Genomic DNA, 25531 nt, shown 5'->3' with positions numbered 1-25531 from the left:
TAAGTAAATAACTTTAATATGTAACATCATGCCCTATCTTATTTCCTAATACCCTGATGTGCAGCATAATTAACATATTTCTAGTAGATGTTTATATTTAGCAACAGCTTGTCGAGTCATTCCTATTTCGTTGGCTATAAGCACCTGTGAAGGCTTTTTCCCTTCACTTTGTATCTTCGTTATTGCTTTAGTAATTTTTTCCTCTGTGTTTGTTCTACGTGCTTTGTGTGTAAACTTAGCCCCCTGCTGTTGAGCAAGTTTTTTAGTTACGATCTTAATTTGCAGTAAAAATAGTCCGGCTCTCCCACGGTTATTTGACGAGCTATATTTAAACCAAGTGAAATTAGCCACACTCTTAACAATCCCTTTCAATTCGGAGTGGTTTAATGGGTGGATTTTAGGAAGGTCTGACGAACTGAACTCATTACACGACTGAGCAATATTAAATAAATGACTTTCCCATTGCTCATATGTCCAATTTTCTTTCGCATAATTAATGCGTTCATATGCTATGAATCTGAGTTCATGAAATACCATACAGTTTCGCGACTCAGCGACCAAAGACCAATCAAAGTCATATCGGCGTTTTTTTGTCACCTTTGTTAAATAATTATTTAATTCATTTAAACTGTATTCATGTGCATGAAGGAAAGATGTATTCCAACTTGAATTTAAAGGATTTTTACTCAAAGGGCCGTAATAGTCTGCATCAGCGCCTAATTGCAATGTCATCCCTTTTTTTACATCATCTAAAAACCTGACAGGTTTTTCACGCGATGCATTTGATGAAGGTACAAATTGCACTGCATAAAATAGATGCGCACCACCAACTACTTTAGAGCTATCAGCTCGGTCTAAACCACTTACAATTATATTCGGTGGCGGTAATAACTTATCTTCCCAGCTGAAAGTGTTTTCATCATCAATGTCAAAAACCAACCAAAACACGATGTTTTTAGGGTTTATCTGAATATATTTATGAGTTTTTAACGCTAAATCACCATACCTATAACGTGCTTCATGTTTTATATCTGCACTAAGTGTTCTAGGTGGTGTGGTTTGAAATAATCTTTGTGTTAAAAGCAACTGAGCACACTTATTCTCAACCACTAATGGCTGTAATGCTGAATTCATAATAAAAATACCTATGTCAAAAGTAATCAACATGGCAGGCAAGAAGTATAATTTTTTATGCCTGCCATATTAGCAAGCTATGTGCGGTCACCATACTTTCGAAGCCAAGTATCTAAAGTCGACTTTTCAAATAGTAGTTTGTTACCTAACTTAATACTTTCAGGCGAAAGTTTTTTAGCCAACTGCTGATCCCCCGCTTTTAAAGCGGCTTTACTTTTATTACGAATATTATAAATATGTTGAGTAGAACAGCTTAAATAAGCAGCTGCTTGTTGAGCGGTAATATATCCAGGCATAACAATCTCCAATACGTTAAAGAAGCGAAGAAATGCGCCACATAGATATGGCTTAATTGCATACACATACGTGTATGTACCTCGTTACGTATTGAAGGCAGCCCGTAAGCGCCTGTTTTTTCACTGTGAAAGTGATAGGTAGAATGTTCTGAACTTAATTAAACAGGGAAATTTCTTCGCGTTATAAATAAGCATATAACATATGCTTATTTACAAATTTAAATCACTTGGAGTTTGAAATCAAGCTTCTTTCGCTTTTCCGATAATAATATCATTCGAAGGAACTATGGTAGTAAAGCCTTGTAATTTAATGACCGTATTAGCACCTATACCTCGAAATAGAATAGTTACATTATCGTACAAACCTTCTCCACTATTTGTCTTGCTCAAATATTTCACTCCATTGGATGACAAAAAATTGGTATGCCGTTTAGTTAATTGTATTACATTCTGCTCTGATCTAACTCCAATCAATTGCATTGACTGATTTAAAAAGCTACCTCTAGCTTCAATCATAAATAAGGGAACTAAATAAGCTAATAAAAATATGCCGAGTTTTACTTTTTTAGCCCAACCTTCTCTATAAACCTTTAATCTTGGCTTTGTATGTAGCATACCAAAAAGCATTCCCATTCCTAAGCTAGAAAAAAACATAGTGAAAGCCTTGTAAGGGTCTTTAGCTATCATAGAGCTTATTAGAAAGAGGAAAATCACCCCAATTAAAGCAAAAATCGAGTAACTTCCACTTACTAAAGGAAAATCTATTTTTTTATAATTACATTTTTCTTTTTAAGCTTAAAAACGATAGTTATCATCCAAATAATTAACGGCTGAACCCACCTTAAGAATGGTGAAATAGTTATCCCCGTAGATAAAAGAACTAGAAATATCAATGTGTAAACAAACGCAAATGCTAGTGAAGCAACGATAAAAAAGAGAGTATCACCAAGTGTTAGACCTGTTGGATAATAATCAATGTAACCGCAATAAAATATAGTAATTACTGCTCCAAAAAAGATACATAATTGAAAGCAAAATTTGATAACTTGGCTAATTGAATTAATCGTATTCTCATACTTCCCAGTAAACATATATCCCCTTATTTCGATCTAATTATTATCAATTAATACTAGTAAAAATTAATCATAAAAAAACTACGCAGCTTTTCAACTGCGTAGCCTGTATTTTGTGTAAAAACCCACCTAACAATTGCACCTAACAGAGCAACTGTCAAAACTATTTGTATAACTCACCACGGCTATGCGCGTCTCGTGCTTCTTGCTCTGTGTAGCTATCACCACAATGATCGACATTTCCAGTTCCATCATTGTATTCGTCAATGAACTTATCTTGTTCAGACTTATCATCAACGTCCAGCAAAATATCAACCGTAACGGCTCCTAAAAACTTAACTGCTTTCCACAACATTTGCTTCACTCGCCTCTATCTAAGTATTCCTTAGTATCGTGAACACATTAAAGCTAAGAAACTCTTAGTTTTCAAGTTAATAATTAAATATAATGAAAACGAATGATGGTTCACCGTTTCCAAAACGGCTAAAAGAGGCAAGACTAGCAAAAGGACTTTCGCAAAAAAAACTAGGAATACTGGCTGGAATGGATCAGTTTGCGGCTTCGCCTAGAATGAATCAGTACGAAAAAGGCGTGCATTCACCCGACTTTCAAACAGTGCGGGCACTGGCTAAAGTCTTAGAAGTGCCAACAGCATTTTTTACTGCGAAGAGGATAATTTAGCCGCTGTAATTCTTAATCATAAAACTTATAACGTTAATTGATAACATAAGGCTCTAGGTGTAGAATTAAATGTAGACGATTTATTCGAGGTGGTAATAATGAGTAAAGATAAGAAAAAAATCACAAAAAGTATGATTTTGAGATCTGTTGCTAGTTCAACTGCCATTGAAACTGGCGCAACAGTAAAAACAATAGAAAAAAGGTTAAAAGCAAATAAACTTAAATATGAGTCTCTTTCACTCGCTATTTAATTATATCTCTCACGAGCCTTTCAATGTGTTGATAATCTCTGTTTACACCTGCTTGAATTGACTTAATGTAGAAATCTTTATGCTCATCCCACAAGCTATAATCAAGCGTTCCTTTTCCAGCTTTGCTACACAAAAAGTCCATTAACAGACGGCTTACCCTGCCGTTACCCTCACGAAATGGGTGAATTAGAATAAACTCAACATGGCTCTGAGCTAAAAATGATACAAGCTCTTCATCGGTCATTTCTGGTAAGTTATTAAATCGAGATAAATACTCATCTTCAAATACGCTAATATGCCTTTCAATTTGCAGAGGTGACATAAACTGAAATCCACCTTTGCCCATATCAACGCTTCTTATTTTACCTGCCCACTCGTATACATTACCTAGCCATTGTTTATGCCAATTAATAACATTTTGAAAAGAAAAAACGTCATCTTCTGGCTCTGGCGTTGTAAATATTTTTTCATATAGTTTAACTAAAAGAATAGCCTCAACATCATCCATCTCTGCTGCATCAACAATCGCTAACTTGTTGCGTATTCTCATTACTTTGATCACCGATTCTCATCAGCTTTGATCGCTTGATTTATCATTTTGTAGAGCCATTTTTAAATTAACTTAACTGATCATCATCAGTCAATTCATTTAACTGTTTTCGTATCGATTCTCCTTTTAAATTCAACTTAATTGCACCATGAATCAGCCTATCTAAAATAGCATCAGCATGCGTTGATTCACCGATCATTTGGTGCCAATTTTCCTGTGGTAACTGACTAATGATGATGTGTGATTTATAACCATATCTAGCATCGATTAATTCAAGTAAGTCACTTCGTTGCTGAGCACTGAGTGGCTCTAGCCCCCAATCGTCTAAAATAAGTAAGTCGTATTTAATGAGTTTACCCAATAATTTTCGATAACTGCCATCGGCCTGTGCTAGAAATAGACTTTCAAGTAATTCTTTTAATCGAATATAGAAGACACTTTTCCCTTGTAAACAGTGCTCGTGACCCAAGGCACACGCGAGGTAGGTTTTGCCACAGCCTGTGGCGCCTGTAATTAATATATTCTGATGTAAACTCAGCCAGGTGCTTTGGCTGAGGCTACGTATTTGTGCTTTATCTAGATTGCGCTTCGGCGAGTAAATGAGTTGATTTAACTGACCCGGTACGCGGAATTTTGCTTGTCGCACTAGTCGCTCTATTTTTCTTTGGTCACGCGTATCAATTTCATGCGTTAGCAATAAACTGACGCGCTCTATAAAGCTTTGTTCTTGATATAGGTTTGGCTGTTCAAGCTGCTGCTTGAGTGCTTGCTTTATACCCGATAACTTGAGCAGTTGAAGTTGCTGATTAATTGTTTCTATCATGTTTGCATTCCTTAATGGTAGTAATCTGTGCCACGTATGTTGCTATGTGTAATTGGCTTTTCTGGCTCTGTTTGGAGTGTGGGTAATGGTTGTTGGTCTAACCCTTTTTGCAGCATTTGCTTAATAGATCTGAGTGTGGTCGTATTCATGCAAATTGCTCGGTAGCATGCTCGCTCGAGGCGTTCCTTTGAATACGTTTTAGCTAAACTTAACACCCCTAAACAAGTGCGATAAGCTTGCTCTGGATGACGTTTGCTATTAAGCAATAATTCAACGACTTGATGAGTATAATCACCGATACTCAATGCCCATGAGCGTAAATTTATCGGTGACTGCTCATGCTGTTTTTGATGCGCCTTTGGCATATGATGTGTCTGTGTCGTATGTCCGCCTAAACGGTTTGAGCGTGGATGCTGTGCTATTAAAGTACCGTCATAATAAAGCTGCACGAGTTGATTGGATATGTGTGCGCGTAATTGTTTTTTAACCCACAGATAAGGCACGCTGTAGTAATGTTTTTCTATTTCAACATGGTAATCAATATGCACACGCACTGTTTTGATTTGTGTATATTGATAGGGCTTTTCAGGCAATGGCTTTAATGCGTTTTTATCCACCATATCAAATAGCTGTTTACGTGATTGTTGATATTGCTTCATCACCTTATTGTTCATCATATCCAGTAGCTTTGCTATTTCATGATTGAGTTGCGCTAAGCTGTGGAAGGTTTGGTTACGTAAGCGTGCCATGATCCAACGCTCAACAATTTGTACGCCCACTTCAGCCTTCGATTTATCTTTGGGTTTATAAGGTCTAGCCGGAATGACAGCAACGTTAAAGTACTCGGCTAACTGGTAGTACGTCGGATTTAAATCAGGCTCGTAGCGACAGGTTTTACTGACAGCACTTCTGAGATTGTCGGGAATAACAACGTCAGGAACGCCGCCTAAAAATTCAAAGCAACGCGCATGACTCATTACCCAATCTTCAAGTTGCTGACTATACGTTGCTTCAGCATAGGTATAATTTGATGCACCTAGCACAGCAACGAATATCTGAGCAGTGCGTTTTTCCTGTGTCGTCGGACAAGTAATGGTAATTGTGGGACCACAATAATCCACAAACAGCTTTTCACCCCTTTATGCTGCTGACGCATTGAGAGTCGTTGCGTACCTAACCATTGTTTATAAGCTCGGCAGAAGTGACTGTAGCTGTAATAAGACTCACCCATTTTTTCAAGTAACTCATCAAACACGAGCTGTAATGTTAGGTGTTTATGTTGTTTTAAGTCTTTATTGATATTTAACCAGTCAGGCGTTGGGTGTCTTTTTTTACGCGTTGAGAAGCGCTTGAGTTTGGTGTTGAAAAATGTATTTTGCTGTTTATCCTCAGGTATTGGCCATTGATTTAAGCCTAACTCATTGGCCTTTTTAAGGTAATTAGCCACAGTACCAGGTGAAATATTTAAACTTCTGGCAATCTCTCGATGGGATAATTGTGCTGAGTACTTCAGCCGTAAAATGGAATGTAATTTACTCATAGATATAGGTCTTGTTGTCATTGTTGTTATCCTCATCAAACGATTCAGATAACGGTTTAACACACCTACAAAAATGATAAAACGTGAACTCGGTTACGAGTGGTATTAAGCTTTGAACGGCAAAATCATTAAGAGCATAAAAGTGATCATTTACAAGTGATTTTAGTGATCAAAGCTTAATGAGAATAAGCGATCAAAGTTAATGCAATTGGGTGATCAAAGCAGGAGAGAATATGCACTTGTTCGCTAAAACTAGTTTTTCAGACCCTAGTTGATATTGCGCTTCAATAGAATCAGTCTCGTATTTAGTCATTTAATTACGCCTGAAAATGATTAGTGTAAAAGTGCTTAACAACCAATGCAAGTAACCTTGGTGTAATAACTTTGCCAATTTATGTGATTGTTTAATCATTTAAAACCAATTTTAATAGAGGCATCATGAGCAATAGCCTCTCTTTAAACATTGGGGCTTCGCCCCTGTCCCCCGCTATGTCGAAGCCGAAAATCGGCTTACACATAGCGGGGGACAACACATTCATACTCTTATACGCAGGTTTTATTTGCAGATTGAAAAATATTTCTAAAGTGGTAATCTTATTGCTACTGAAGCTCTAACGAGCCAGAAAAAAACAGGCGCTATTCTGCTGCCTTCAACACGTAGTAACGAGGTAAATACTATCTTTTCAAAGGTAGTAACCAACCAAAAACGGCGCACTCCAGCTGCTGACAACACGTAGAAATGAGGTTAATAATCAGGCGAGATCAGTCCGAGCCTTTTGCATATGCAAAAAACAGGGGCGAATAGGCTTAAGTGCCGCTGAGCTTTATTGCCAGTCAATCTTACAACCTTAATACGACTGGAGTCATACCATGAAATTCGATGCCCTAATCGAAGTCCAAAAACTAAAATTTGAAAGTAAGTTAATCGCAGGAAGCCGTAAAAAAACATCTAAGCTTGATAAACATAAATTCGAGCTAATAGAAATTTACAAGCAAGGGTCTAACATTGTCGAGCTTCAGCGCTGGCTAAAGCGTAAAGGTATCAATGCTCATTGGTCAACAATTCAAAGATGGATTAAAAAACATGGCTAAATTTGCGAAACCAAAAACTCAAGCACACAATGTCATAAAAGGGCTTACAAAAAGTAAGCTTATAAAGTCTCTTGGAACTGCCAGAAACTACGAGCAATCACTTAACACCGTTGCCTCTTGGGCTAAAGATATTGGCATAAACGGTATTCAGGCAATGACCATCGAGCAAGCTCTCAATTATTTAGATTATCGAAAAGAAATAGTGGGTCAAAAGTCACTGGATATGGAGCGCCAAGCTATACAAGCAATGATGAGGCTAAACGGCAAACTTAAAGATAAGCAAACCCTCCCCGTTATTAAGTCAATTAATCAGCAAATTCTTAAATCACGCGCCTACACCACAGAGCAAGCACAAATAATAAGTAAGCACCAAACATCTAAGTATTCATTATCAACACAAATAGCACTCTCTGCGGGGCTTCGTGCACATGAATTATTGACCATAGCCAAAGTTGAAGAGCGTAAAGCAGATAAACGACCAGCTTTTGATTCAAAATGGTCTGGTAGAAACGGTGTACTATATACAGTGAAAGGCAAAGGAGGCTTAACACGCGAAGTCCTAATACCTCACGATTTATCAGCTAAATTAGAACTTCGTAAACTTAAACAACCTGCCACTGTTGTTGATAGAAAAATAAACTACTTACAGCGCTACAATATTGGAGGTGGCAAAAAGTGGTCGGATTCATTTAATAAAGCATCAAATCGTACTCTCTCTTTTTCCAATGGCGCACATGGACTAAGGCATAGCTACGCACAAGAAAGACTATTAGAGCTGATACTTAATCAATATCCATATCAAATTGCATTAGAGACTGTTTCACAAGAAATGGGACATTTTAGGCCTGAAATTACTGAGGTTTATTTACGTTAAATTAAAGCTATCGTGAAGATAGCTTTAATTTCAAGTCTTATCTATTTCTTTGAAGATTTACTAGGTTTTAATCCTGGGGTGTTCCCTGGAGTATTTTTGTTATCACGTCTACGTTTATCAGGTTTGCCAGTTGAATCAGCAATTGGTTTTGGTCCAGGTTTAAGAGCCATAATCGTTATCCTTTCAATTAAGAGGAAGTTCCTCAATTATGAGCATAGCTTTAAACAAAAATTTTGAGGTTGTTATTGATAAATAATTACTTCTTCATTAAATCGAAAAGGTTCAATTTTGAACGAAACCTAAAAGTAACGTGTTATAAATGCGTTAACATAATAACTTTAAAAACTTAATTTGGCGCACTGAACTAGGTAGATTTCAATCAAAAGTATCAATTGAATGCCTTAAATACCCCTACTCTTTTCAACTAGCGCACACGTCCTTAGCCACAGCTATGCCAAAAAAATGGTTGAACTAATGCGTTAGGTTTTAAATACAAAACGGCCTTAGAGACCGTTTCACAAGAGATGGGCATTTCAGGCCTGAGATCAATGAGGTGCATCTACGATGACCCATCATTGATCTCAGCTGAGGCAATTATTAACCCAGTGCGGCTATCCTTCCAACTAAATAATCTAAACTTGACGTTTTAACGTTAGAAAAAAGTAACTGGCGAATAGTTACTTCATTAAACTTTGCTTGTACTTTGTACAAGCATTTCTCAAAGCTTTCTGTGATACAAAATTGACATTGCTGTACCTGAGCATCTTTACATTTGTATACTAGAGTCGCAACTTCATCTTGTAACAAATTACAATATTCATGAAATAACCACTTACCTTTGCAAATCTTTAATAAACTATCCCAAGATCTTTCTATTCCTTGAGTGTTTGCGAAATCATTAAGTTCTTGCTCTTTTCCCAAAACTGTAGTGTCAAACCCTTGGTTTCTAATTTGTTGTATGTTGCTACCATAACCGAATAGAGCTTGATAGTCTTCTTCCACTGCATTTCTTAAAGCCTCTAATGATAAAGTGAATAATTGAAAAAGGCTTTCTTTGATTGTGTTGTGTATATTTTCTTTAGTTTGCTCATCTAATAAGGAGTTTGTTGCTCTTGTCATACTACGAATGATCAAAGAGGTCGCTTCTTTTGTAATAAAGTGACTTTCCATAGAGTAGAATTGTAAAATTACCAAGGCTCTATCTGTAGCTATCTCCCCCTATAAAATCTAGCATCCCTATCGATAATTCCTAGAATATACTTTTCAACTTGTATTCCCTCTGAATTCATTCTTATTTCAGATAAACAATCAATTACTCCTCTACACCCTCAGCATATCCCTTTATATTTTCAATTGCATAAACCTCAGACTTTAATTCATTTACTTCAGAAAGCTGTTCGTAGACCGGAATATCTGCAACTCCCTCAACTAAAACTATTGGAGTTTTTGACATAATCGCTTCATTTAATAATTCATCACACTCTAGATCTAAAATATTCATAGAGCGATTTTCTCGGGCACAAGTTCAACAAGTGAAGAGGGGATTTTTTTCGCAATGATTGAGCTGTGTGAGGCAACTATAATTTGTGTTTTTGGGGCGAGTTTTTGAAGTAAACTCATTAAAGTACGCTGCCATTTTATATTTAAGGAAATCTCTGGCTCATCAATAATTATGAAATCACATTCAGACCCAGCGACCACTACTAAAGATAAAAATGTAAGAATATGCCTTTCTCCACTTGAGAGAACACTTACAGTGTGCCTTCCGCCTTCAACTTCAACATAGATCTCATTCATAGTAACGACTAGTTTTTTATTTCCAACTAAATACTCATTGAAAGTATCAACAAGTATATTAATTGAACCAAGCAATTGTTTTTCATAATCTAGCTCTTTAATCATATTTATAATTAACTGGCTTAGTAAGCGGTTCTCCAATAAGCCAAATGCTTCATCTGTATTATTTACTTCCATTAAAATACTAATAACTTGGCTTTTAAAGTTATTATCAAAACCATCATCTAAAGCTTCAATTATTCTGTCTTTATTTTGAATCAAAAGATTTGCAAAATCCTCTGGGATGTTAGGCAAAATATTATTTTTTTGACCCGCAGGATCTATAACTAAAGACAAAGTATCAAATAGCGCATTTTGAATTCTATCTGTAGCCATTGACCTGACGTGCTGGTAACGACTCAATAACATATCCTCTATATGATCCATTTTTATACTTTGTAAATAGCTATGTTGTTCATCTAGCTGCACGCTATTTCTTCTAATTCTTGAAGATTGGCGTGATTGAAAATTTCTCATAAACCGATTCAGTTCTTCAGCAAAATCAACTCGATCCATATGTTTGAAGAGCGCTCGGTATTTTGGATGCGCTATGTAGTGGTCAACTAATTTTGGCCACAGTTTTAGAATCTTGATATCTAACCTCAGATTCATTTGGTGCTAAACCGGCATTATAATGATGCGGCCTAACATTGTTGTAATATCCATTTATGTAATCACTCACGCTATATTTAGCGTCTATAAAGTTTCCATATCCAATCTTTGGCATCCATTCCGTCTTAAAGCTTCTAAAAAATCGCTCCATTGGCGCATTATCCCAACAATTTCCACGTCTACTCATACTTTGTGTGATTTTATAGCGCCATAAACGTTGGCGATATTTTAAACTTGTATAATGGCTACCTTGGTCTGAATGGAACATGAGTCCTGTCGGTTTCCCTCTGCTTTCATATGCGAGTTCAAGCGCTTTTAGCGTTAAATTAGTATCTGGTGACAACGACATTGCCCAGCCAACCACTTTGCGTGCAAATAAATCAATAACCACGGCTAAATAAGCCCAGCGATTGCCTGTCCAAATATACGTCACATCACCGCACCACACGGTATCCGGCTCAACAACATCAAACTGTCTATCAAGCAGGTTTGGGATTTCAAGGTGTTCATTACCACCACGTTTATATGAATGTTGAGGTACTTGGCAGCTTTCGAGCTTTAATTTAACCATTAGCTTAGCTGCACGATAACGGCTCAATTCAAAATCATTGTTCGTTGCTATCGCTGCGATTGTCCGTGCCCCTGCTGAACCACCACTCATCGCATGTATTGCTTTTACTTCAGCCTCTAACCTTGCTTGCTCAGGTGTCGGCGCTGTATCCCGTATGGCCCAGTACTTATAGCTGCTGCGATGCACATTGAATACGCTACACAGCAGACTAATTGGATAACGCTCTCGTTGATTTAACTTCTCGATTAACGAGAATTGTTCAGGGAGTCGGACATCAAGAGAGCGGTAGCCTTTTTTAATATATCCTTTTCTAATTCAATGCGTTGGATTTGCTTTTTAAGTTCGCGGATTTCAATTTGTTCGGGCGTCATTGGTGACGCTGATGGTGACTGACCATTGCGTTCTAGCTTTAATTGAGTAACCCACTTACTTACGGTTGATTTACCCACCCCCATCGCTTTTGCTGCGTCTTCTTGCGTATAACCTTGGTCTACTACAAGCTGAGCCGTTTCTAATTTAATTGCCGCTGAATATGTTGCGCGTTTTAATTTCGTCATTTTTTCACCCAAATTTGTATGCTTATTAGCATAACATTTCTTTCTTAATGGGAGGCCAAAATCACTGTACCACTACACTAAAAACCTTACTATATCTTTGACTTCAACCTTTAATGCTTGTGAAGTTACACCCCTTTCAACCCCTAGTGACAAAGACTTTGAATCGACTAAATTCGATTGATCCAACTCACTCCAGTCATAACCTTCGATTTCAACAAGCTCATTATCTCGGCTTTCTAGAACCAAATTCCTTTTTGTAAGTTCGACCGAGACCTTCTTTTCCTCATTTGAATTGTCAAGATACGTAACAACCATTTTCGCAACATGAGCATCCCTTAAAATTGCACTTTTGCGGTTTAGAAAGCCATATATTAATTTCAGAAATGTTGTCTTACCACAACCATTTTCACCATAAATCACGGAAACAGGATTTTCGGATAAACTAATCACAGCTTGCCTATCGGTTGATTGAAAACCGTAGACTTCGATTTTTCTTAATGTAAACATTTCATTCCTTTTAAATAATTTATATAAATACGTACTTATGCAAACATACATTTGAACTATATTTGTAAAAACTCAATAAGTATAGTTTTCAGTCTTAAGTTAAACTCCAGTTAATCTTCGGAAGCGCTGTATTCTTCTTCAGATCTTTCGTTAAAATTACAAACTCTGTAATTTTCTTCCCCACACTTCCAAAGCTTTTCTTCTGGCTTCCATATATTCTTGCATATTATAAACGCCCTGCACTCCTTGCAATTGATGATTCAGTATTTTTTCAATCACTATTGGATCTGTTCCAATATCAGTATCACCTAAGCGAGTAGCGACTGTTCTTCTTAAATCGTGAGGTACGAATTTTGGGACTCCCAATTGTTCTAATTTACGGCTAATGGAGCGCGATAATGAATGCCTATCAATAGGCTGCTCACCTGGGCCTGATTTATTCGTTGTTGTACTAGGAAATACATATTTAGAATTGAGATAGCCAAATGCTGCCCGTAACTCATCAAGCAAAATAACCATATTTTGAGTAATTGGTACTTTATGGGTTCTTTCGCCATCTTTGTTTTGCTTTACGCGCTCGGCTGGGATTGTCCATATCATTTTATCAAAATCAAATTCTTGCCACTGTGCGCCTGTAACCTCTATTGGCCGACAACCTGTTAAAGTTATACACTTTAGTGCGTAAATAACTTGCTGGCTTATACCTAGCTTTGGCAGGCGGTCAAATACTTGAATCACTTCGTCAAACTCTAGTGCTCTGGTTCGCGACTTTTCAAGGCCCCCACGCTTTTCTTTTTAACTGTACTAACAGGATTTCCCTGCATAAGGTCTCGCTCAACACCAAAGTCGAACATTTGTTTTAAAATAGAGAGTGTTTTATTTGCTTGGGTATTTGAACCTCGATCTTTTATTGGATCAAGCACCTTATTAAGAATGTCACGCCGAGTTATCTCTTTGAGCTTATAGTTGCCTATAAAGGGCAAAATGTCTTTTTTGAACATTCTCATTACAGGATCTACGTCTTTTCGGTTAACTTTAATGTCTCTTTCAATAAACTCTTGGGCAAGCTCTTCAACGGTTGGTGATGTATCTTCGATAAACTGCTGCTTTAGTGATAGCTGCTTTGTTTCGTATACGTCTTCACCTAAAGCAACTCGCCCTTTTAGACTTTCGACTTCCTTGCGGACATCTTTTAAATCGCACTCACCAAAGTATCCTAAATGGTAATTACGCTGTTTACCTTTGATGCCACCAAAACGATAATTTAAGTAAAGTGCAATTTTGCGCTTTTTATCATTTTGTGTTTTACCTACACGTGCATGAAATCCACTTAACTTTGTGTCATTTATCCGTTTAATAGGTTCAGGAACTGAGCTTAATAACGAATCAGTCAATAACATTTTCACGACAGACATATGTAGCACCAAATATTATAAATAAAGTACATGCAGCATATATGTAGCACTACTCACATTCAACTACTTAATTCTACTTAGAGCTAACCTATACTAATAAATTAAATTTAAACCATTTATAACAGAGGGTTAAATTAAAAACATGTTCTACTTGCAGCTACTTACTTCTACTTAAATCTAATCTTTATTTTTATGGGGTGGCAGGGGTCGAGAGTTCGAATCTCTCCATACCGACCAATTAATCCCTCTTTATTTCAACTTGTTACAAATTAAATTATCTTCTTTATCGCACTATTAAATTATTAGCAGGACTAAATTGAACTCAGGTGCATATTTTGAAACTCAGATAGGTTTTGCTTTAGTTCAGCTTTTGCCTATTTTCCCGATAGCACTGCTTTTATTTATATTATTTAAATTTTCTGACGTTACTCAATATATTTCAGAGATTTTAAAAATAAGTAGCAACAAATTTCTTTTGGGTTTTGGTTTTTTATCTTGCGTTTTGGTATCGGATAGTATCTTTGGTTACTTTAAAGTTTCACATTTACGCCAAATCATTGATGAGAAAAAGTATCAGATGGTAGTTGGATGCGTGAAACATTACAATTCTGAGACTTCACCAACAAACTACCGTACGGAAACGTTCGTAATCGAAAATACAAAATTCCAATTTAGCAATTACACTCAAAGTTTATATTTTACTGGCGATGATCATACCGATAACTTCATCACTGAAGGCCAGTGTATGGAAATCAGTTATGTCAGAGACGGTCAGAAAAATCACATTTTTAAAATCGTCCCGTTAACGAGGCGTGACTAATGTCCGCAATTGGGACTAAGCAGCGGGTTGACCTGACCCGATAAAGTAGACATTGAGTAGCTAGTTGATTTAACTCGTACCATCTAAGTAATATGATAAAAGAAGTTTTTTAGTTTTTATATAAAAACAATCTTCGCTTCTAATAATACTCTTAATTAGCAATAACTTACCCTTTTACTATTAATAGAAAAGACTAAAATAAGAACCCTACCACGTTAAGGTAAAAAATGACCTCTGATAAAGCTGTTACATTCACTTGGCCATTATAAGCAAATATACCTTCATTGAAAAAATTAAATAAGCTATTGAATAATATTGGTTTTATTTATTAAATTGCAAGCAGCTGCTATATGTAACATCATTGATTACAAGTGTAATCTGTGTTTTTATTTACAGATTTATTAAATGATTAAGGGAACATAGTTTATGGGAAAAAATATATTTTTTGTCTTTTTGTAGGGTTGTATGGAATAAAAGCTGTTGCACAACAACACAACTTTGCTGAATTAATGCAGTGCCATAACTCTTCAGAAGCTCCTGGCATGGTTGTTAGATTAGAACAGTCAGGTAAACATATTTATAGTGGTGCGGTTGGTTTGGCAAATATTGATACTGAGAGGCCTCTCAATGTAGATGACATATTTCAAATAGGTTCTGTCACGAAAACATTTACTGCTGCAGCGATCTTGAAACTATCGGAAGAAAAAAAGCTATCATTACAAGATACATTAGAGCAATTTATTCCTGATATTAACCCTGAGTTTAGGTATTTAACGATTGATAGAATTTTAAGCCATACTTCTGGCCTGCCAGATTACTTAGGGGAACCTTCAGTAAGTAAAATTTATGATAAGTATGCCTCTATTGACTTAGTTATACAAAGTATAAGTAAACAACCTCTTAACTCTGAGTCTGGTAAAAAATATAGTTATTCAAATTTGGGTTACGTCTTTCTGGGAAAAGTCATTGAAGTTGCTTCTGATACTCCATATGACCAGTTCATGTCAAACACATTTTTTAAACCTCTGAAAATGGATAATACTTTTGTTATTACTAAAGGAACATCTGCTGGGAAAGTAAACGGCTACACTACTAGTCGTAATGAGCCTAAAAAGTATATTAACCCTGAAGATTCAACTGAAAGGCAATGGAATGTTGATCGTAGTTGGATCTATTCTGCGGGCGCTATTGCTTCTACACTTGCTGATATGCACCTTTGGCAAAATGCATTAAAGTCAGGGCATGTAATTTCAAAAGAAAACTATAAACTAATGACCACCAAGGCATTATTAAATAATAATTCGCATGTGGATTATGGATACGGCTTAGATATATACAAAATAAGTGGATTAGATAGCTTTAGCCACCAAGGTCAGGTTCCCGGATTTTTTGCTTGGCATGTCTATTTCCCAAATGAAGATTTAACCGCTACAGCTTTAACCAACATCGACACAAAACACCCAGGCCCTGCTCTATTAGACATGATAGCGCTACAACTAAACTTATCTCCTAAGCAAGTAAATAGTCAAAAAGCAAAGGCCCTAGCAGCATTTTTAGTTGGAAGTTATCGTTCTTCCGATTCGAAAATTTTAAATATTTCGTTCGAAAACGGTACACTTTATTCCCAATATGAAGGTGAGAATAAACTAAAAATCATACCCCGGGAAAACAACTCGTACTCTTATGAGTGTACTGAAAATTACTTTCAGCTTAGAAAAAATAATGGAAAACATGAAATCGTCCCAGTTTATTTATATCAAGGTGAGCAAGATGCACTTGTAAAATTAGAATTATAAAAAATAGGCTAAGGTTATCAACGGCTGCCCTTGGCACTAAGCTGTCGGGGAACTAGTCCTGAAAGTTCTAAACCTTATTGTCTCAGTTTCATATTTTGCTGTTTAATTTTAATCTAAGTGCCCTGTCACATTAAGTTATCCAATATCTTTTATGTTCTTAAACTAAGACTGGTATAAAGTACAGCAGCCTGTTGAGTTGGTTTTTCGCCCGTTTCTTTGGTTTTTTTAACTGTTTTTTAACAAGCTGCTGCGAATTACTTCGCTTTTTAACCGCAGTGTCTGTAGCTGCTTTTTTCTGCCTCCCCTTAATTTCATCACTCAATGAATTAACTTTTTACCACTACAGCACTTTGCAAACCTCCTTAGCAGGTAAAAGGTGGAGTTTGAAGTCATACCCACAACCACTCGTACCACAACTGTGAATTAACTCTAATGCACTCGTTTTAGATTTTTTATAAACAGTTTTACCCGCAGATACTAGTCCAGCTTTGCAAATAGGTTGTGTGGAAATGAGATTGTTCTTTTTCGATAAATATTGTTGCTTATTGGATACGGAAAAGGTTAAACCTTCAAAATTAGGTAATGGTTTAGCTGTGATTTTTTTTAATAAATCCTCTTTATCACTCCCAATCTCATTGAAGGTAAGATTAACTTCGATTTCAACCGTCGGAGATTCTTTGAAGATTTCAATTAAAGATTGACGATCCATTAGGGCAATTTCATTTAATGGGATGGTTGATTCATTTGCTGAAAGACAGCCTGAAGCTAGTACTGAGAGCACTGCTAATTTATAAAGACGCACTTCTGTATTCCTTTGCATGATTTGTAAATGAGATTTAAATTATCGAGATTTAAGGCAGCCATTTAGAAAACTAAGTGTCTTAAGGGTTATTTTTTTAATGGTATCAAAGCATATAACCATTAAGAGGTGAGGTAAATGAGTTTTACTATCATTAACTAAATTAGACAGCCTCATTAATTAAGCAAACCTATGCACTAAATTTACTTTCTTGGGTTGAGCGTTGGTAATCTCCATTTCTAACGGAGGCCGCAGAGCTATATGAAATTAATTTTAAATCTTATATAACTTTATTTAATTGCTTCACTTGGTGATCAAAAATATCATTCATCTTTGACATAGTCTCAGTTGCGAGTTCAAAGTACTGATTACTATCTATCGCAACTTTAGCTGCACCAACTAATTCTGACGTCATCACTTCTATTAATTTATTCATACTTTCAGTCGCTTTTTTCACTAGATTAGTATGGGTATGGTGATCTTCTGGTAGGTGTGATAATCGTTGTAAAGTATCAATAGTGGTTTTTGCCATTGTTTGAATTAAAAAATTTAACCTGATTTTATCAACACTTGAACAGCATTGTTGAACAGCAACGCTCACTCCAATGGCTCGTGACTGGCCTATATTTTCTGTCGTTAATATTAACTCGCGCCAAACATACCCTATATTATTTATTTTTGGTAAAAAATCGGCCGTTAAATGCGAGCTTTCAGCGGTATCCTCTAATAAATAGGCTAAGTTTTTAATCATCATCGTATGCTGTTCAAAACTATTACTGACCGATGATTTATTGTTAAAACTAAGAAGTCTACCCCAATGATCAGTAAAGGCTGCCCAACGCTCATTTTTAGCAACAGGTGAAAGCATTAAAGAGTTAATTTCTTGAGAAATTAATTTTTTAATACCAGTCAATTTAGCCTCTGCGTTAGTATCGCCATTTAACCAAGCAGCAGTGAGTCCTCGGTGTTGTTGAGCGAAAATAATTATCCTTTTGATCTGACAAATATGTACGAGTCCGTCTTTTTGTATTTTTTTATTGTTGCTTATTTTCATTTTTTTTATCAAAAAAATAATAAGGATACAAAAAGTAGCTGTAGTTAAGGTTATCCATTGCATATTACACTCCTTAATAAGAACGACTATTGCCTTTGGGTTAATTTACGTAAATGATTTGCAACTAATTGAGATTGGACCGCTATATCTGAATTAGCTTGTGCACCAAGAACAACTTGCGCAATATGTTCAGAAATCTCATGGGTTGCAGCTGCCTGCTCGGTTGACACATTACTCACTATTTCCATTTGATGCTTAACCTGCTCAGTTGCTTTTTCGATATCGTTAAATGAAATATCGACCTCATTAACTTTTTGAAGGCAAACATCAGTTTGTATAACGACCTCACTCATCGTGCTAACAATCTCACTGCTTTCTTTCAATACATCATCAATATTGGCCACAATACTGTCCGTAGAATTATGTGTACGTTTAGCTAAAGCTCGAACTTCTTCTGCAACAACAGCAAAACCTAAACCAAACTCTCCTGCTCGAGCCGCTTCAATTGAAGCATTAAGTGCTAGTAGATTTATTTGTTGAGAAATTTGTTGTATCGATTCAGTGATCTTTTCAACATTTATAACTAATTCATTCAACGAAACCATACGCTGCTGGGTTATTTGGGCCCTTTTATTTACGTTGGTTACCGCATTACTTAGTGACACTAAAGTGTCTCTACCCTGATTAGCTATTTCTGAAGCTAAACATGAAGAGTGATGTGTTTTAGATATTTCGTTATTGATCTCGCTTAGTGAATGGCTCATTTGTGTCACTGCTGATGCTGTTGAATTTATAGCGTCGGATTGAAGCAAAACATTATTTTTTACTTCCGATGAAATTTCAATAACCTGAATCGCGGAATACTCAACCTCTTTATTTTTTTCATTATGATGGGTAATAACTCGACCTAACTCACGATATTTTACTAGTAACTCCTCAATAAATTCTGAGTTTGCCAAACTGTTAAAATGAATATCGCGGTGATCGAAATTTTTAGTATTAATGTGTTCAATAACACTCTTTATTTGTTTTAATTGTGAACTTGCAATACAAGCAATGCCCGATAGAAGATATAAAAGAACGACAAAAACAAAGATTAACTTCACTATTGGAAAATAAAATAAACTTACAAAAAAGCCAAAGAAGATAGTTAATGTTATCCAAAAATAAATTTTTAATCCTAAATTTTTTATTAATAAAGTTATAGGTAAAAATATTATCAAAGTAGTGTAGTCCAATTAAGAATGCGGATGATTTTTAATTGCAAGATACGAACCAATATTTAATGACCTGATTTTAAACAGTATTTTATTTTTTAATTTATAAGTAATTAACTATTATGATGATAACGAAAAATAATGCTCTCTTTTGGTGCATTTACTTCTATATTTTATTAATTCCCTTTAAAAGAAATATTCTTACTTTTTAAACGGTATGACAGACATGCTTTAGTACCCTTGTGGGCTAAGTAAAAACCGAGCAAATCGATAATAAATCTATGTTATTAAATATTTATATCAGAGTTCACATTGGTTATTTTATGAAAGGAATTTTTTGATAGTTTAACTTTAAGCTAAGATGACAAGCTAAGCATTTATTTTATAAAAACTAAGTTATAAAAGCGCCTAAAGGCGCATCTATAATATTTAAAAGGTACTACTTTAGTGCTTACGACCTACACCATTGCGTACCATGTCTTGCCCGGTTTGGAATACGTCTTCTGTAATACCGCGCGCTAAAAGTAATTTTTGTTGGTCGTCAAACACGGCTACAAAACGACTACCATCACTATTGTTTGTTGCCATACCAACGCCCGAAACACCCTTAAGGCCAAGACCACCGTTTTCTACATTTAATAAAAAGCTTTCTAATTCGGCTAGACTAGAAATTACATCATTTTCTTTATTCATTTTAATACTCTTTTAGTAAGGCTTTTAAATCATTATGGTGGCTATTTTATAGAGAAGAGCCAAAAACTTAAACCCTTGGCTCAGGTTAGTCACTAAATCGACTTTATAGCTAACTCTAAATTGCTTAGCGCACAACCAAACTCTTTTGCATTGATGCGATGATACTGTGTGTCATTCGTTGCTGTGAGGCTAATTATAAACTCGTCTTGTTGGGCTACCGCACTTTGCTCTTGGCTTAGGCACATAGCTTGAGTTAGTGAGCGCAGTTTTGAATTTGTTAAAATTGCACCAAAACGCTGCACAGGCAGTGGAGGTATTTTTATAGCCGGTAACGCTTGGCTTATAGTGCGATCACTTAGAGTAAACGTGTTATTGGTAATATCAATTACACTGCCTGTAGGCCAGTAGGAGTAGCTATAACTTTTACTATTTGGTTGGGCTTTACCTTGGTTAGCTAAATGCACTACACCACTTTTGCCTATTACGGTTATTAAACTACCTTCTGGTGATTTAATAACAACCAAAGCCGTATTTTCATCAATACCAAAACCATGTTGAATCTCTGTTTTAATATTTTTGACTTCGTTTTTATTTAGCGCTGCTGCAAGCCTAAATGTACGGTTTTGTTCGCTAAATTGAGTATCTAGTACACCAAAGTTAAAACTGCCCAGCCCACCAGCATTAGCGTTAGTTTCACTTTTATGAAGTGCCTCAAGGCTTGTCGTATTTGTAAGCATGCCCGTCACTTTACTTTGGATTGCAGCACCGGCTCCTTCACCTACAATTACTGGGCGAGTTTGCAATGCTTGCGTCCACGGGTATGGGTTATTGTTTTGATCAAATAATATCTTGTGTGTTAAAGCCGCATCACCATCATTAAACATAACGCCGGTACTGCTTTTAATAAGTGATACAAGTGCATTAGTGCCACTTTTACATAAAGCGTATTCGGCCTTTGTGCGCTCGGGATAAATTGCTTCACGGTTATACACATTCATTAATGTATTTCTGAGCGCTGGTAATTTATCGCACGAGTTACTCGTAATCGCTTTAGCAAGCGCGGGCGTTAGTGCTAACCATTGAGTGCTTATATTTGATTGCTCTAAAAGACTCTGTGCTACATCTGCCGACTCATAAGGGTCGCGGCTCGATGCCGTAATAGCAAGCATTGTAGGTTTTGCGTTATTAACTTTTAAACTGCCCGACACAAATTGTAAAATATTATTAGTCGCGCTCTCGTTATTGAGTTCAGTGTTTACTTGTTCTTTTAAACGCTCGCCATCATTATCTAATTGATACGTTTCTAACATATCAAACAAAAAATCGAACTCTTGATCTGTCAAACGACTTAGCTCTTCGTTATTTATATCACGCCATAGCCAAAGCAATTCAGCTTTAGTCATTGGTGAAGTACTTTTAGGATGTAATGCGGTCAACGAGTTAAACGTTTCCAACTTAGTTACGCTGTTATTATTGGGCCAGCGTGAGTTAATTTGATTAATTTTAGCGCTTGTGATTGTAAATAAACGATGCTTTTTACCTAGAATTTTCGTGTTATTTTTACAACTTTTTAAATTCGAACTAGAGCATACCGAAAATGTGCTACCGGCTAAAACCAACGTTTGGCTTTGCTCTTTACAAGCTAAGTTTGTTGAAAATACAACCATTAAAAATATGGCAAAAGATTGTGTTAATTGCAGTTTTTGGCAAAACAAAAATACGTATTTCATAATATAAACTCTAAGGCCTGCTGACCTTTCAGGATTAAAATTTGTTCTATCTAGGGGCGGTTTAATCGCAGTACGATATTTTTAGCCTCGTAGGAGTAAGTACTTAACCTGAACTCTGGATAATAAATCTATCTCGAGCAGCTATTTTCAGCGCTAACTGCGTTGAATTTTCTAAAAGTCTCTGGCTAGAGAAAATAAATTAAAATATCAAAATCATTCAATACGTTAGTAAATCACTTAACCAGATTTTAGGTTAATTTATATAGTAATGGTTAGTAAATTGAGCCGTTCAGTTAAATCTAAAACATTAACTCAATAAAGTAGTCGCCAATTACTACCGGAATTAAAAGACTTGTTTTTCATTATTTTTAGCAGCTATAAATTTTGTTCCGTGTTTATTTATATGAGCCTCATAATTTTTAACCGTAATAGGTTGTGCAAAATAAAAACCTTGGAACTCTTTACAACCCATTTCCGCCATAATAGCAACTTGTTCTTGCGTTTCAACACCTTCGGCAACACATTTTATATCTAATTCTTCGCACATAACGAGTATCGCTTTTACTAAACTCTTTTGACGTGAAGAATGAGTAATTTGACTGATAAGAGAACGGTCGAGTTTGAGCTTATTTATAGGATAATGGGCAAGACGAGCAATATTTGAGTATCCGACCCCAAAATCGTCAACTGATATTATAAAACCCCACGATTGCAATGTTTGCATTAGCTTTAATGAATGGCCTTGATTTGCTTCAAGTGAGGTCTCAGTAAGCTCTAACTCTATTTGCTGCGGCTTTACGTTAAAATCAGCTAAAGATTTTACTAGTTTTGAAATAAAGTCAGGCTGGCTGAAATCAATTAAAGATATATTTATTGCTATAGGCACACTTGGCATATCTACTGTAGACCACTGAGCAATTTGAGCACACACTTTTTGAATAATCAAATCAGTTAACCTACTGATCATTCTGTACTCTTCTGCAATAGGTATAAATACAACTGGTGATACGTTGCCAAGTATTGAACTATGCCACCTCGTGAGTGCTTCGAGCCCTATGCACTCTCCTTTAGCATTCACTTTTGGTTGGTAGTACACCGATAAATCACCTTGTTGAAGCGCTTCATCGAGCAACATTGATATTTCGTATTTTTCTATAAACGCTTGTGATTGTTCTTCACTATAGCTGCAAATAGGAGAATTACTGTTTGCTAATTTAAGTGCTTCGCAGGCATTTGTTAACACTTCAGCACTACTTTTCCCATGATTTGGGTAGCGCGCAAAACCAAATAAAAAAGTTTGCTGACACTTATTTCCAAGTACATTATATGTTTCGTCTAACGTGTTTTTTATATTTACCAAAAGTTTATCTTTTAGTTCGTTTGCCGAATGTGTTCCAACAATAAAAGCCAGTTTCCCCACTCCTACATGCGCACACAACAAAGGGCCTTCTGGCATCTTTTTTAAACGCTTAAATGCACTAATTAGCAAAGCTTGTGAATCAATTTTAGTAAACTTTAAATTTAAATACTCACTATTAGCCGTTTGTGTAACCACAATATAAAAGCCTTTGTGATATTTAATGGTTAATCTGTTGCACTGTGTTTCAAACCATCCTCTATTTGGTAGCTTTGTTTGTGGATCTCTAAAGCGTAAGCGCTTGTTTTCTTGCTCCATTATAGTTAAGTTTTGTTTGATTAACTGTTCTTGAGTACAATCATAAAAATCATAAACACGATAATTAGCACTCATTACGTGCTGGTAGTTAGTCCGAAAAAAACTGTTTTTGTGTTTAACAATTTGATCTTGAGCATCAAGCTCATCAACATCAAGCGAAGGTAATAAATTGAATAGTTTAACGCCATGTTCTTTTAAATGTTTTTTAATATCAAACATATCAATAGCATGTTGATTAAAATCTGTAATCACAAAATTTTCATCTACAATAATCTTCGCTTTGTTTGATTCAGTAAAAAGAGCCCTATAAAGATCGTTTTTATCTTTGAGGTAAGTATTAGCGCTCTTCATACTTTTATTTAAGCGTTTTGCCGCAACAATAGTGCGAGCAAAAGCAAGTGGAATACAAACATTTAAAGATAAAAATATAAGGCTTGTAATATACAGCTTTTCATCAGAAAGTTTAGTTGAGACACCAGATAAAGAAGATAGATTTATGTCGTTAACTATAATATAAAAAGGAATTATATTTAACACAGCATAAAAAATGGCCGTTCTGCACCCTATTAACATTAGTGCGATTAAAGGGCACGAAAACATATATATCGAGCCAATTTTTGCCAGCTCTAAATCGGTCACGAATAAGTTAATACACAGACTTGCTGCAACTATAGAGAGCAGCAGTGCATGCGCACAAAATATATAATACCTTTTGCTTGCTGCTAATAATAAGGTCGTTATAAAAAAGAAACTAACGCTTAGTCCTACAAAGTATAAAATATTAAATTCGGCAGCTTGTTTAGATTTATGAAGCGATATAGCTAGGCATAATAAAATACCGGTTGCAAAAATAATACGTAAAGCACTCACACGCCAATTAGGTATTTGCCCTGTTGGTAAATGATGGTCTTCAAGCAAAAAAATCGACTGAAAAAGTGCATGGTAATCAATAATGAGACTCAAGTAGCGTCAATTAAACATTGATACTAAATAAAAGCAATAAAATACGACTAATTACAATTTAAGTACTACTTTAAGATTAATTTAAATAGGCTATTCATGTAACAGTTAGCTTTCGAGTGTTTTTACAGCTGTCTTCTTTGAGCTCAAAGCCACTGCATCCTAAAAATTCACCATGCTTAGATTTGCGTTTCCGCATTTCACACCCACATTTTTCACAAATTGGATGCTGTGTTTTACATTCTATATTTACACATTGTGAATACGTGCTTTTATCAACCGATGGGCTACTACAACTTTTACACACTCGTAGTTTAGTTTCGCAAATTTGCGTGTTAGTACAGCTATAATAATTACCATACTGACCCGTTTTTGGCACAATTAATCCGTCGCTGCATGTATTACACTATCTTTGCTTTAGTTGCGACTTGTTAAACAACGTTGAAGCGATCTGAATAGGATAATCGTCATTTACTAGTTCTTTTACAAACGCTGAGCATGCATAAGGGTCTGCAATTAAGTACGCTTTATGCTTAGCACGTGTAATGCCTACATAAAGCAAACGCCTTTCCTCTGAGTGAGTGAATTCATCTTGCTCTGGTAATAACGACTCCACCAGCACGTTATTTTGATTATCGCTAGGAAAGCCTAATTTACCTTGTTCAAAACCAATAATAATACAGTAATCGGCTTCAAGCCCTTTAGCACTATGTAATGTCCAAAAATAAAGAGAGTTTGTATGCTTTTTATCTTTTAAATGCTGCTGTACGCTATTTAACATGTATCGGTATCGACTAAGTATGGCAATGCTCGCTGATGCATCGTTTTTTTGAATCGTGCTTATGCTCTGCTGCACTTTTATTTCTATCGATTTAGTACCTTGGTATAAATCGTCTAATAAAATAACGTGTGGTGTGGTTACTTGTGTATGTGTGCTGATCAGCTTTTTATATTGCTCAGGGTTTTGCATTACAA

28 protein-coding genes and 1 pseudogene are annotated in these 25531 nt (G+C 35.9%); 6 read left to right on the top strand and 23 right to left on the bottom strand.

Translation table 11 applies throughout. The annotated features are described in order from the left end of the window. Nucleotides 1-69 precede the first annotated feature (69 nt). From P4S71_RS15690 to P4S71_RS15675, 4 genes are all read right to left on the bottom strand, one after another. On the bottom strand, nt 70-1134 hold the full coding sequence (locus P4S71_RS15690; RefSeq protein WP_008137058.1) for a replication initiation protein: 1065 nt from the start codon (nt 1132-1134) through the stop codon (nt 70-72). 77 nt (nt 1135-1211) lie between these two features. Next, nucleotides 1212-1430, bottom strand: coding sequence for a helix-turn-helix domain-containing protein (locus P4S71_RS15685; protein ID WP_008137059.1), 219 nt, complete (start codon nt 1428-1430; stop codon nt 1212-1214). 240 nt (nt 1431-1670) lie between these two features. Next, on the bottom strand, nt 1671-2084 hold the full coding sequence (locus tag P4S71_RS15680) for a hypothetical protein (protein WP_337150974.1): 414 nt from the start codon (nt 2082-2084) through the stop codon (nt 1671-1673). Nucleotides 2085-2666: 582 nt separating this feature from the next. Beyond that, nucleotides 2667-2858 carry a hypothetical protein gene (locus P4S71_RS15675; protein ID WP_337150973.1) on the bottom strand — a complete coding sequence of 64 codons (192 nt, stop codon included), beginning with the start codon at nt 2856-2858 and terminating at the stop codon, nt 2667-2669. 92 nt (nt 2859-2950) lie between these two features. On the opposite strand from P4S71_RS15675, the gene P4S71_RS15670 reads away from it, so the two are divergent. Further along, nucleotides 2951-3184 (top strand): helix-turn-helix domain-containing protein, encoded by a 234-nt coding sequence (locus P4S71_RS15670; protein ID WP_442961685.1) that lies wholly within the window; start codon nt 2951-2953, stop codon nt 3182-3184. A 98-nt stretch (nt 3185-3282) separates the two neighbouring features. Continuing rightward, nucleotides 3283-3435 (top strand): hypothetical protein, encoded by a 153-nt coding sequence (locus P4S71_RS15665; protein ID WP_165722308.1) that lies wholly within the window; start codon nt 3283-3285, stop codon nt 3433-3435. On the opposite strand, the gene P4S71_RS15660 is transcribed toward P4S71_RS15665, so the two are convergent. From P4S71_RS15660 to istA, 3 genes and pseudogenes are all read right to left on the bottom strand, one after another. Further along, nucleotides 3428-3985 carry a Fic/DOC family protein gene (locus tag P4S71_RS15660; RefSeq protein WP_337150972.1) on the bottom strand — a complete coding sequence of 186 codons (558 nt, stop codon included), beginning with the start codon at nt 3983-3985 and terminating at the stop codon, nt 3428-3430. The two genes, P4S71_RS15665 and P4S71_RS15660, sit on opposite strands and share 8 nt — an antisense overlap. Nucleotides 3986-4052: 67 nt before the next feature. Continuing rightward, complete coding sequence (istB, locus tag P4S71_RS15655) at nt 4053-4808, bottom strand: IS21-like element helper ATPase IstB (protein ID WP_076923272.1); 756 nt, start codon at nt 4806-4808, stop codon at nt 4053-4055. Between the two features lie 11 nt (nt 4809-4819). Then, nucleotides 4820-6369, bottom strand: a pseudogene (istA, locus tag P4S71_RS15650) (IS21 family transposase). An 849-nt stretch (nt 6370-7218) separates the two neighbouring features. On the opposite strand from istA, the gene P4S71_RS15645 reads away from it, so the two are divergent. Together P4S71_RS15645 and P4S71_RS15640 are read left to right on the top strand one after the other, a co-directional pair. Continuing rightward, the gene (locus P4S71_RS15645) at nt 7219-7440 is read left to right on the top strand and encodes a hypothetical protein (RefSeq protein WP_008136222.1); all 222 of its coding nucleotides are present in this window, start codon (nt 7219-7221) and stop codon (nt 7438-7440) included. After that, nucleotides 7433-8314: a site-specific integrase gene (locus tag P4S71_RS15640; RefSeq protein ID WP_337150971.1), complete on the top strand. Its 882-nt coding sequence runs from the start codon at nt 7433-7435 to the stop codon at nt 8312-8314. The genes P4S71_RS15645 and P4S71_RS15640 overlap by 8 nt, the downstream gene beginning before the upstream one ends. Before the next feature lie 597 nt (nt 8315-8911). Here P4S71_RS15640 and P4S71_RS15635 read toward each other — a convergent pair. The 7 genes from P4S71_RS15635 to P4S71_RS15605 all read right to left on the bottom strand — a co-directional run bounded on the left by P4S71_RS15635 (nt 8912) and on the right by P4S71_RS15605 (nt 13812). Next, the gene (locus tag P4S71_RS15635; protein WP_337150970.1) at nt 8912-9448 is read right to left on the bottom strand and encodes a hypothetical protein; all 537 of its coding nucleotides are present in this window, start codon (nt 9446-9448) and stop codon (nt 8912-8914) included. 178 nt (nt 9449-9626) lie between these two features. After that, the gene (locus P4S71_RS15630; protein ID WP_337150969.1) at nt 9627-9815 is read right to left on the bottom strand and encodes a hypothetical protein; all 189 of its coding nucleotides are present in this window, start codon (nt 9813-9815) and stop codon (nt 9627-9629) included. Beyond that, entirely contained in the window at nt 9812-10666 is an 855-nt protein-coding gene (locus tag P4S71_RS15625; RefSeq protein WP_337150968.1) for an AAA family ATPase, read from the bottom strand. The genes P4S71_RS15630 and P4S71_RS15625 overlap by 4 nt, the downstream gene beginning before the upstream one ends. 43 nt (nt 10667-10709) lie before the next feature. Then, nucleotides 10710-11890 (bottom strand): IS3 family transposase gene (locus P4S71_RS15620; RefSeq protein WP_096794087.1). Its coding sequence is split into 2 segments (ribosomal slippage): nt 10710-11632 and nt 11632-11890, totalling 1182 coding nucleotides; the frame shifts between segments, so codons are not numbered across the junction. Nucleotides 11891-11962: 72 nt separating this feature from the next. Next, a complete protein-coding gene (locus P4S71_RS15615) occupies nt 11963-12397 on the bottom strand; it encodes an AAA family ATPase (protein ID WP_337150967.1) in 435 nt (144 codons plus the stop codon). 156 nt (nt 12398-12553) lie between these two features. Next, nucleotides 12554-13135: a site-specific integrase gene (locus tag P4S71_RS15610; protein WP_337150966.1), complete on the bottom strand. Its 582-nt coding sequence runs from the start codon at nt 13133-13135 to the stop codon at nt 12554-12556. 11 nt (nt 13136-13146) lie between these two features. Next, the gene (locus P4S71_RS15605; RefSeq protein WP_337150965.1) at nt 13147-13812 is read right to left on the bottom strand and encodes a phage integrase central domain-containing protein; all 666 of its coding nucleotides are present in this window, start codon (nt 13810-13812) and stop codon (nt 13147-13149) included. A 316-nt stretch (nt 13813-14128) separates the two neighbouring features. Here P4S71_RS15605 and P4S71_RS15600 point away from each other — a divergent pair, with 316 nt between their 5' ends. After that, nucleotides 14129-14632 (top strand): hypothetical protein, encoded by a 504-nt coding sequence (locus P4S71_RS15600; protein WP_096793379.1) that lies wholly within the window; start codon nt 14129-14131, stop codon nt 14630-14632. A 461-nt stretch (nt 14633-15093) separates the two neighbouring features. Then, a complete protein-coding gene (locus P4S71_RS15595) occupies nt 15094-16428 on the top strand; it encodes a serine hydrolase domain-containing protein (protein WP_337150964.1) in 1335 nt (444 codons plus the stop codon). Between the two features lie 157 nt (nt 16429-16585). Here P4S71_RS15595 and P4S71_RS15590 read toward each other — a convergent pair whose 3' ends face one another. The 9 genes from P4S71_RS15590 to P4S71_RS15550 all read right to left on the bottom strand — a co-directional run bounded on the left by P4S71_RS15590 (nt 16586) and on the right by P4S71_RS15550 (nt 25526). Then, nucleotides 16586-16750, bottom strand: a complete 165-nt coding sequence (locus tag P4S71_RS15590; RefSeq protein WP_157770544.1) for a hypothetical protein — start codon at nt 16748-16750, stop codon at nt 16586-16588. Nucleotides 16751-16768: 18 nt separating this feature from the next. Further along, complete coding sequence (locus tag P4S71_RS15585) at nt 16769-17230, bottom strand: hypothetical protein (protein ID WP_337150963.1); 462 nt, start codon at nt 17228-17230, stop codon at nt 16769-16771. A gap of 277 nt (nt 17231-17507) precedes the next feature. After that, the gene (locus P4S71_RS15580; protein ID WP_337150962.1) at nt 17508-18344 is read right to left on the bottom strand and encodes a nitrate- and nitrite sensing domain-containing protein; all 837 of its coding nucleotides are present in this window, start codon (nt 18342-18344) and stop codon (nt 17508-17510) included. Between the two features lie 23 nt (nt 18345-18367). After that, nucleotides 18368-19504, bottom strand: a complete 1137-nt coding sequence (locus P4S71_RS15575; RefSeq protein WP_337150961.1) for a methyl-accepting chemotaxis protein — start codon at nt 19502-19504, stop codon at nt 18368-18370. A 438-nt stretch (nt 19505-19942) separates the two neighbouring features. Then, complete coding sequence (locus P4S71_RS15570) at nt 19943-20191, bottom strand: hypothetical protein (protein WP_007378343.1); 249 nt, start codon at nt 20189-20191, stop codon at nt 19943-19945. A 92-nt stretch (nt 20192-20283) separates the two neighbouring features. Continuing rightward, nucleotides 20284-21921: a cyanophycinase gene (locus P4S71_RS15565; protein ID WP_337150960.1), complete on the bottom strand. Its 1638-nt coding sequence runs from the start codon at nt 21919-21921 to the stop codon at nt 20284-20286. A gap of 343 nt (nt 21922-22264) precedes the next feature. After that, nucleotides 22265-24559 (bottom strand): putative bifunctional diguanylate cyclase/phosphodiesterase, encoded by a 2295-nt coding sequence (locus P4S71_RS15560; RefSeq protein WP_337150959.1) that lies wholly within the window; start codon nt 24557-24559, stop codon nt 22265-22267. 94 nt (nt 24560-24653) lie between these two features. Further along, complete coding sequence (locus P4S71_RS15555; RefSeq protein ID WP_337150958.1) at nt 24654-24935, bottom strand: hypothetical protein; 282 nt, start codon at nt 24933-24935, stop codon at nt 24654-24656. A 27-nt stretch (nt 24936-24962) separates the two neighbouring features. After that, nucleotides 24963-25526 (bottom strand): 3'-5' exonuclease, encoded by a 564-nt coding sequence (locus P4S71_RS15550; RefSeq protein ID WP_337150957.1) that lies wholly within the window; start codon nt 25524-25526, stop codon nt 24963-24965. Nucleotides 25527-25531 lie beyond the last annotated feature (5 nt).

Source organism: Pseudoalteromonas sp. B62, from assembly GCF_037162565.1.
Classification (GTDB): Bacteria; Pseudomonadota; Gammaproteobacteria; order Enterobacterales; family Alteromonadaceae; genus Pseudoalteromonas; species Pseudoalteromonas fuliginea.
This window is presented reverse-complemented; position numbering and strand designations above follow the sequence as displayed.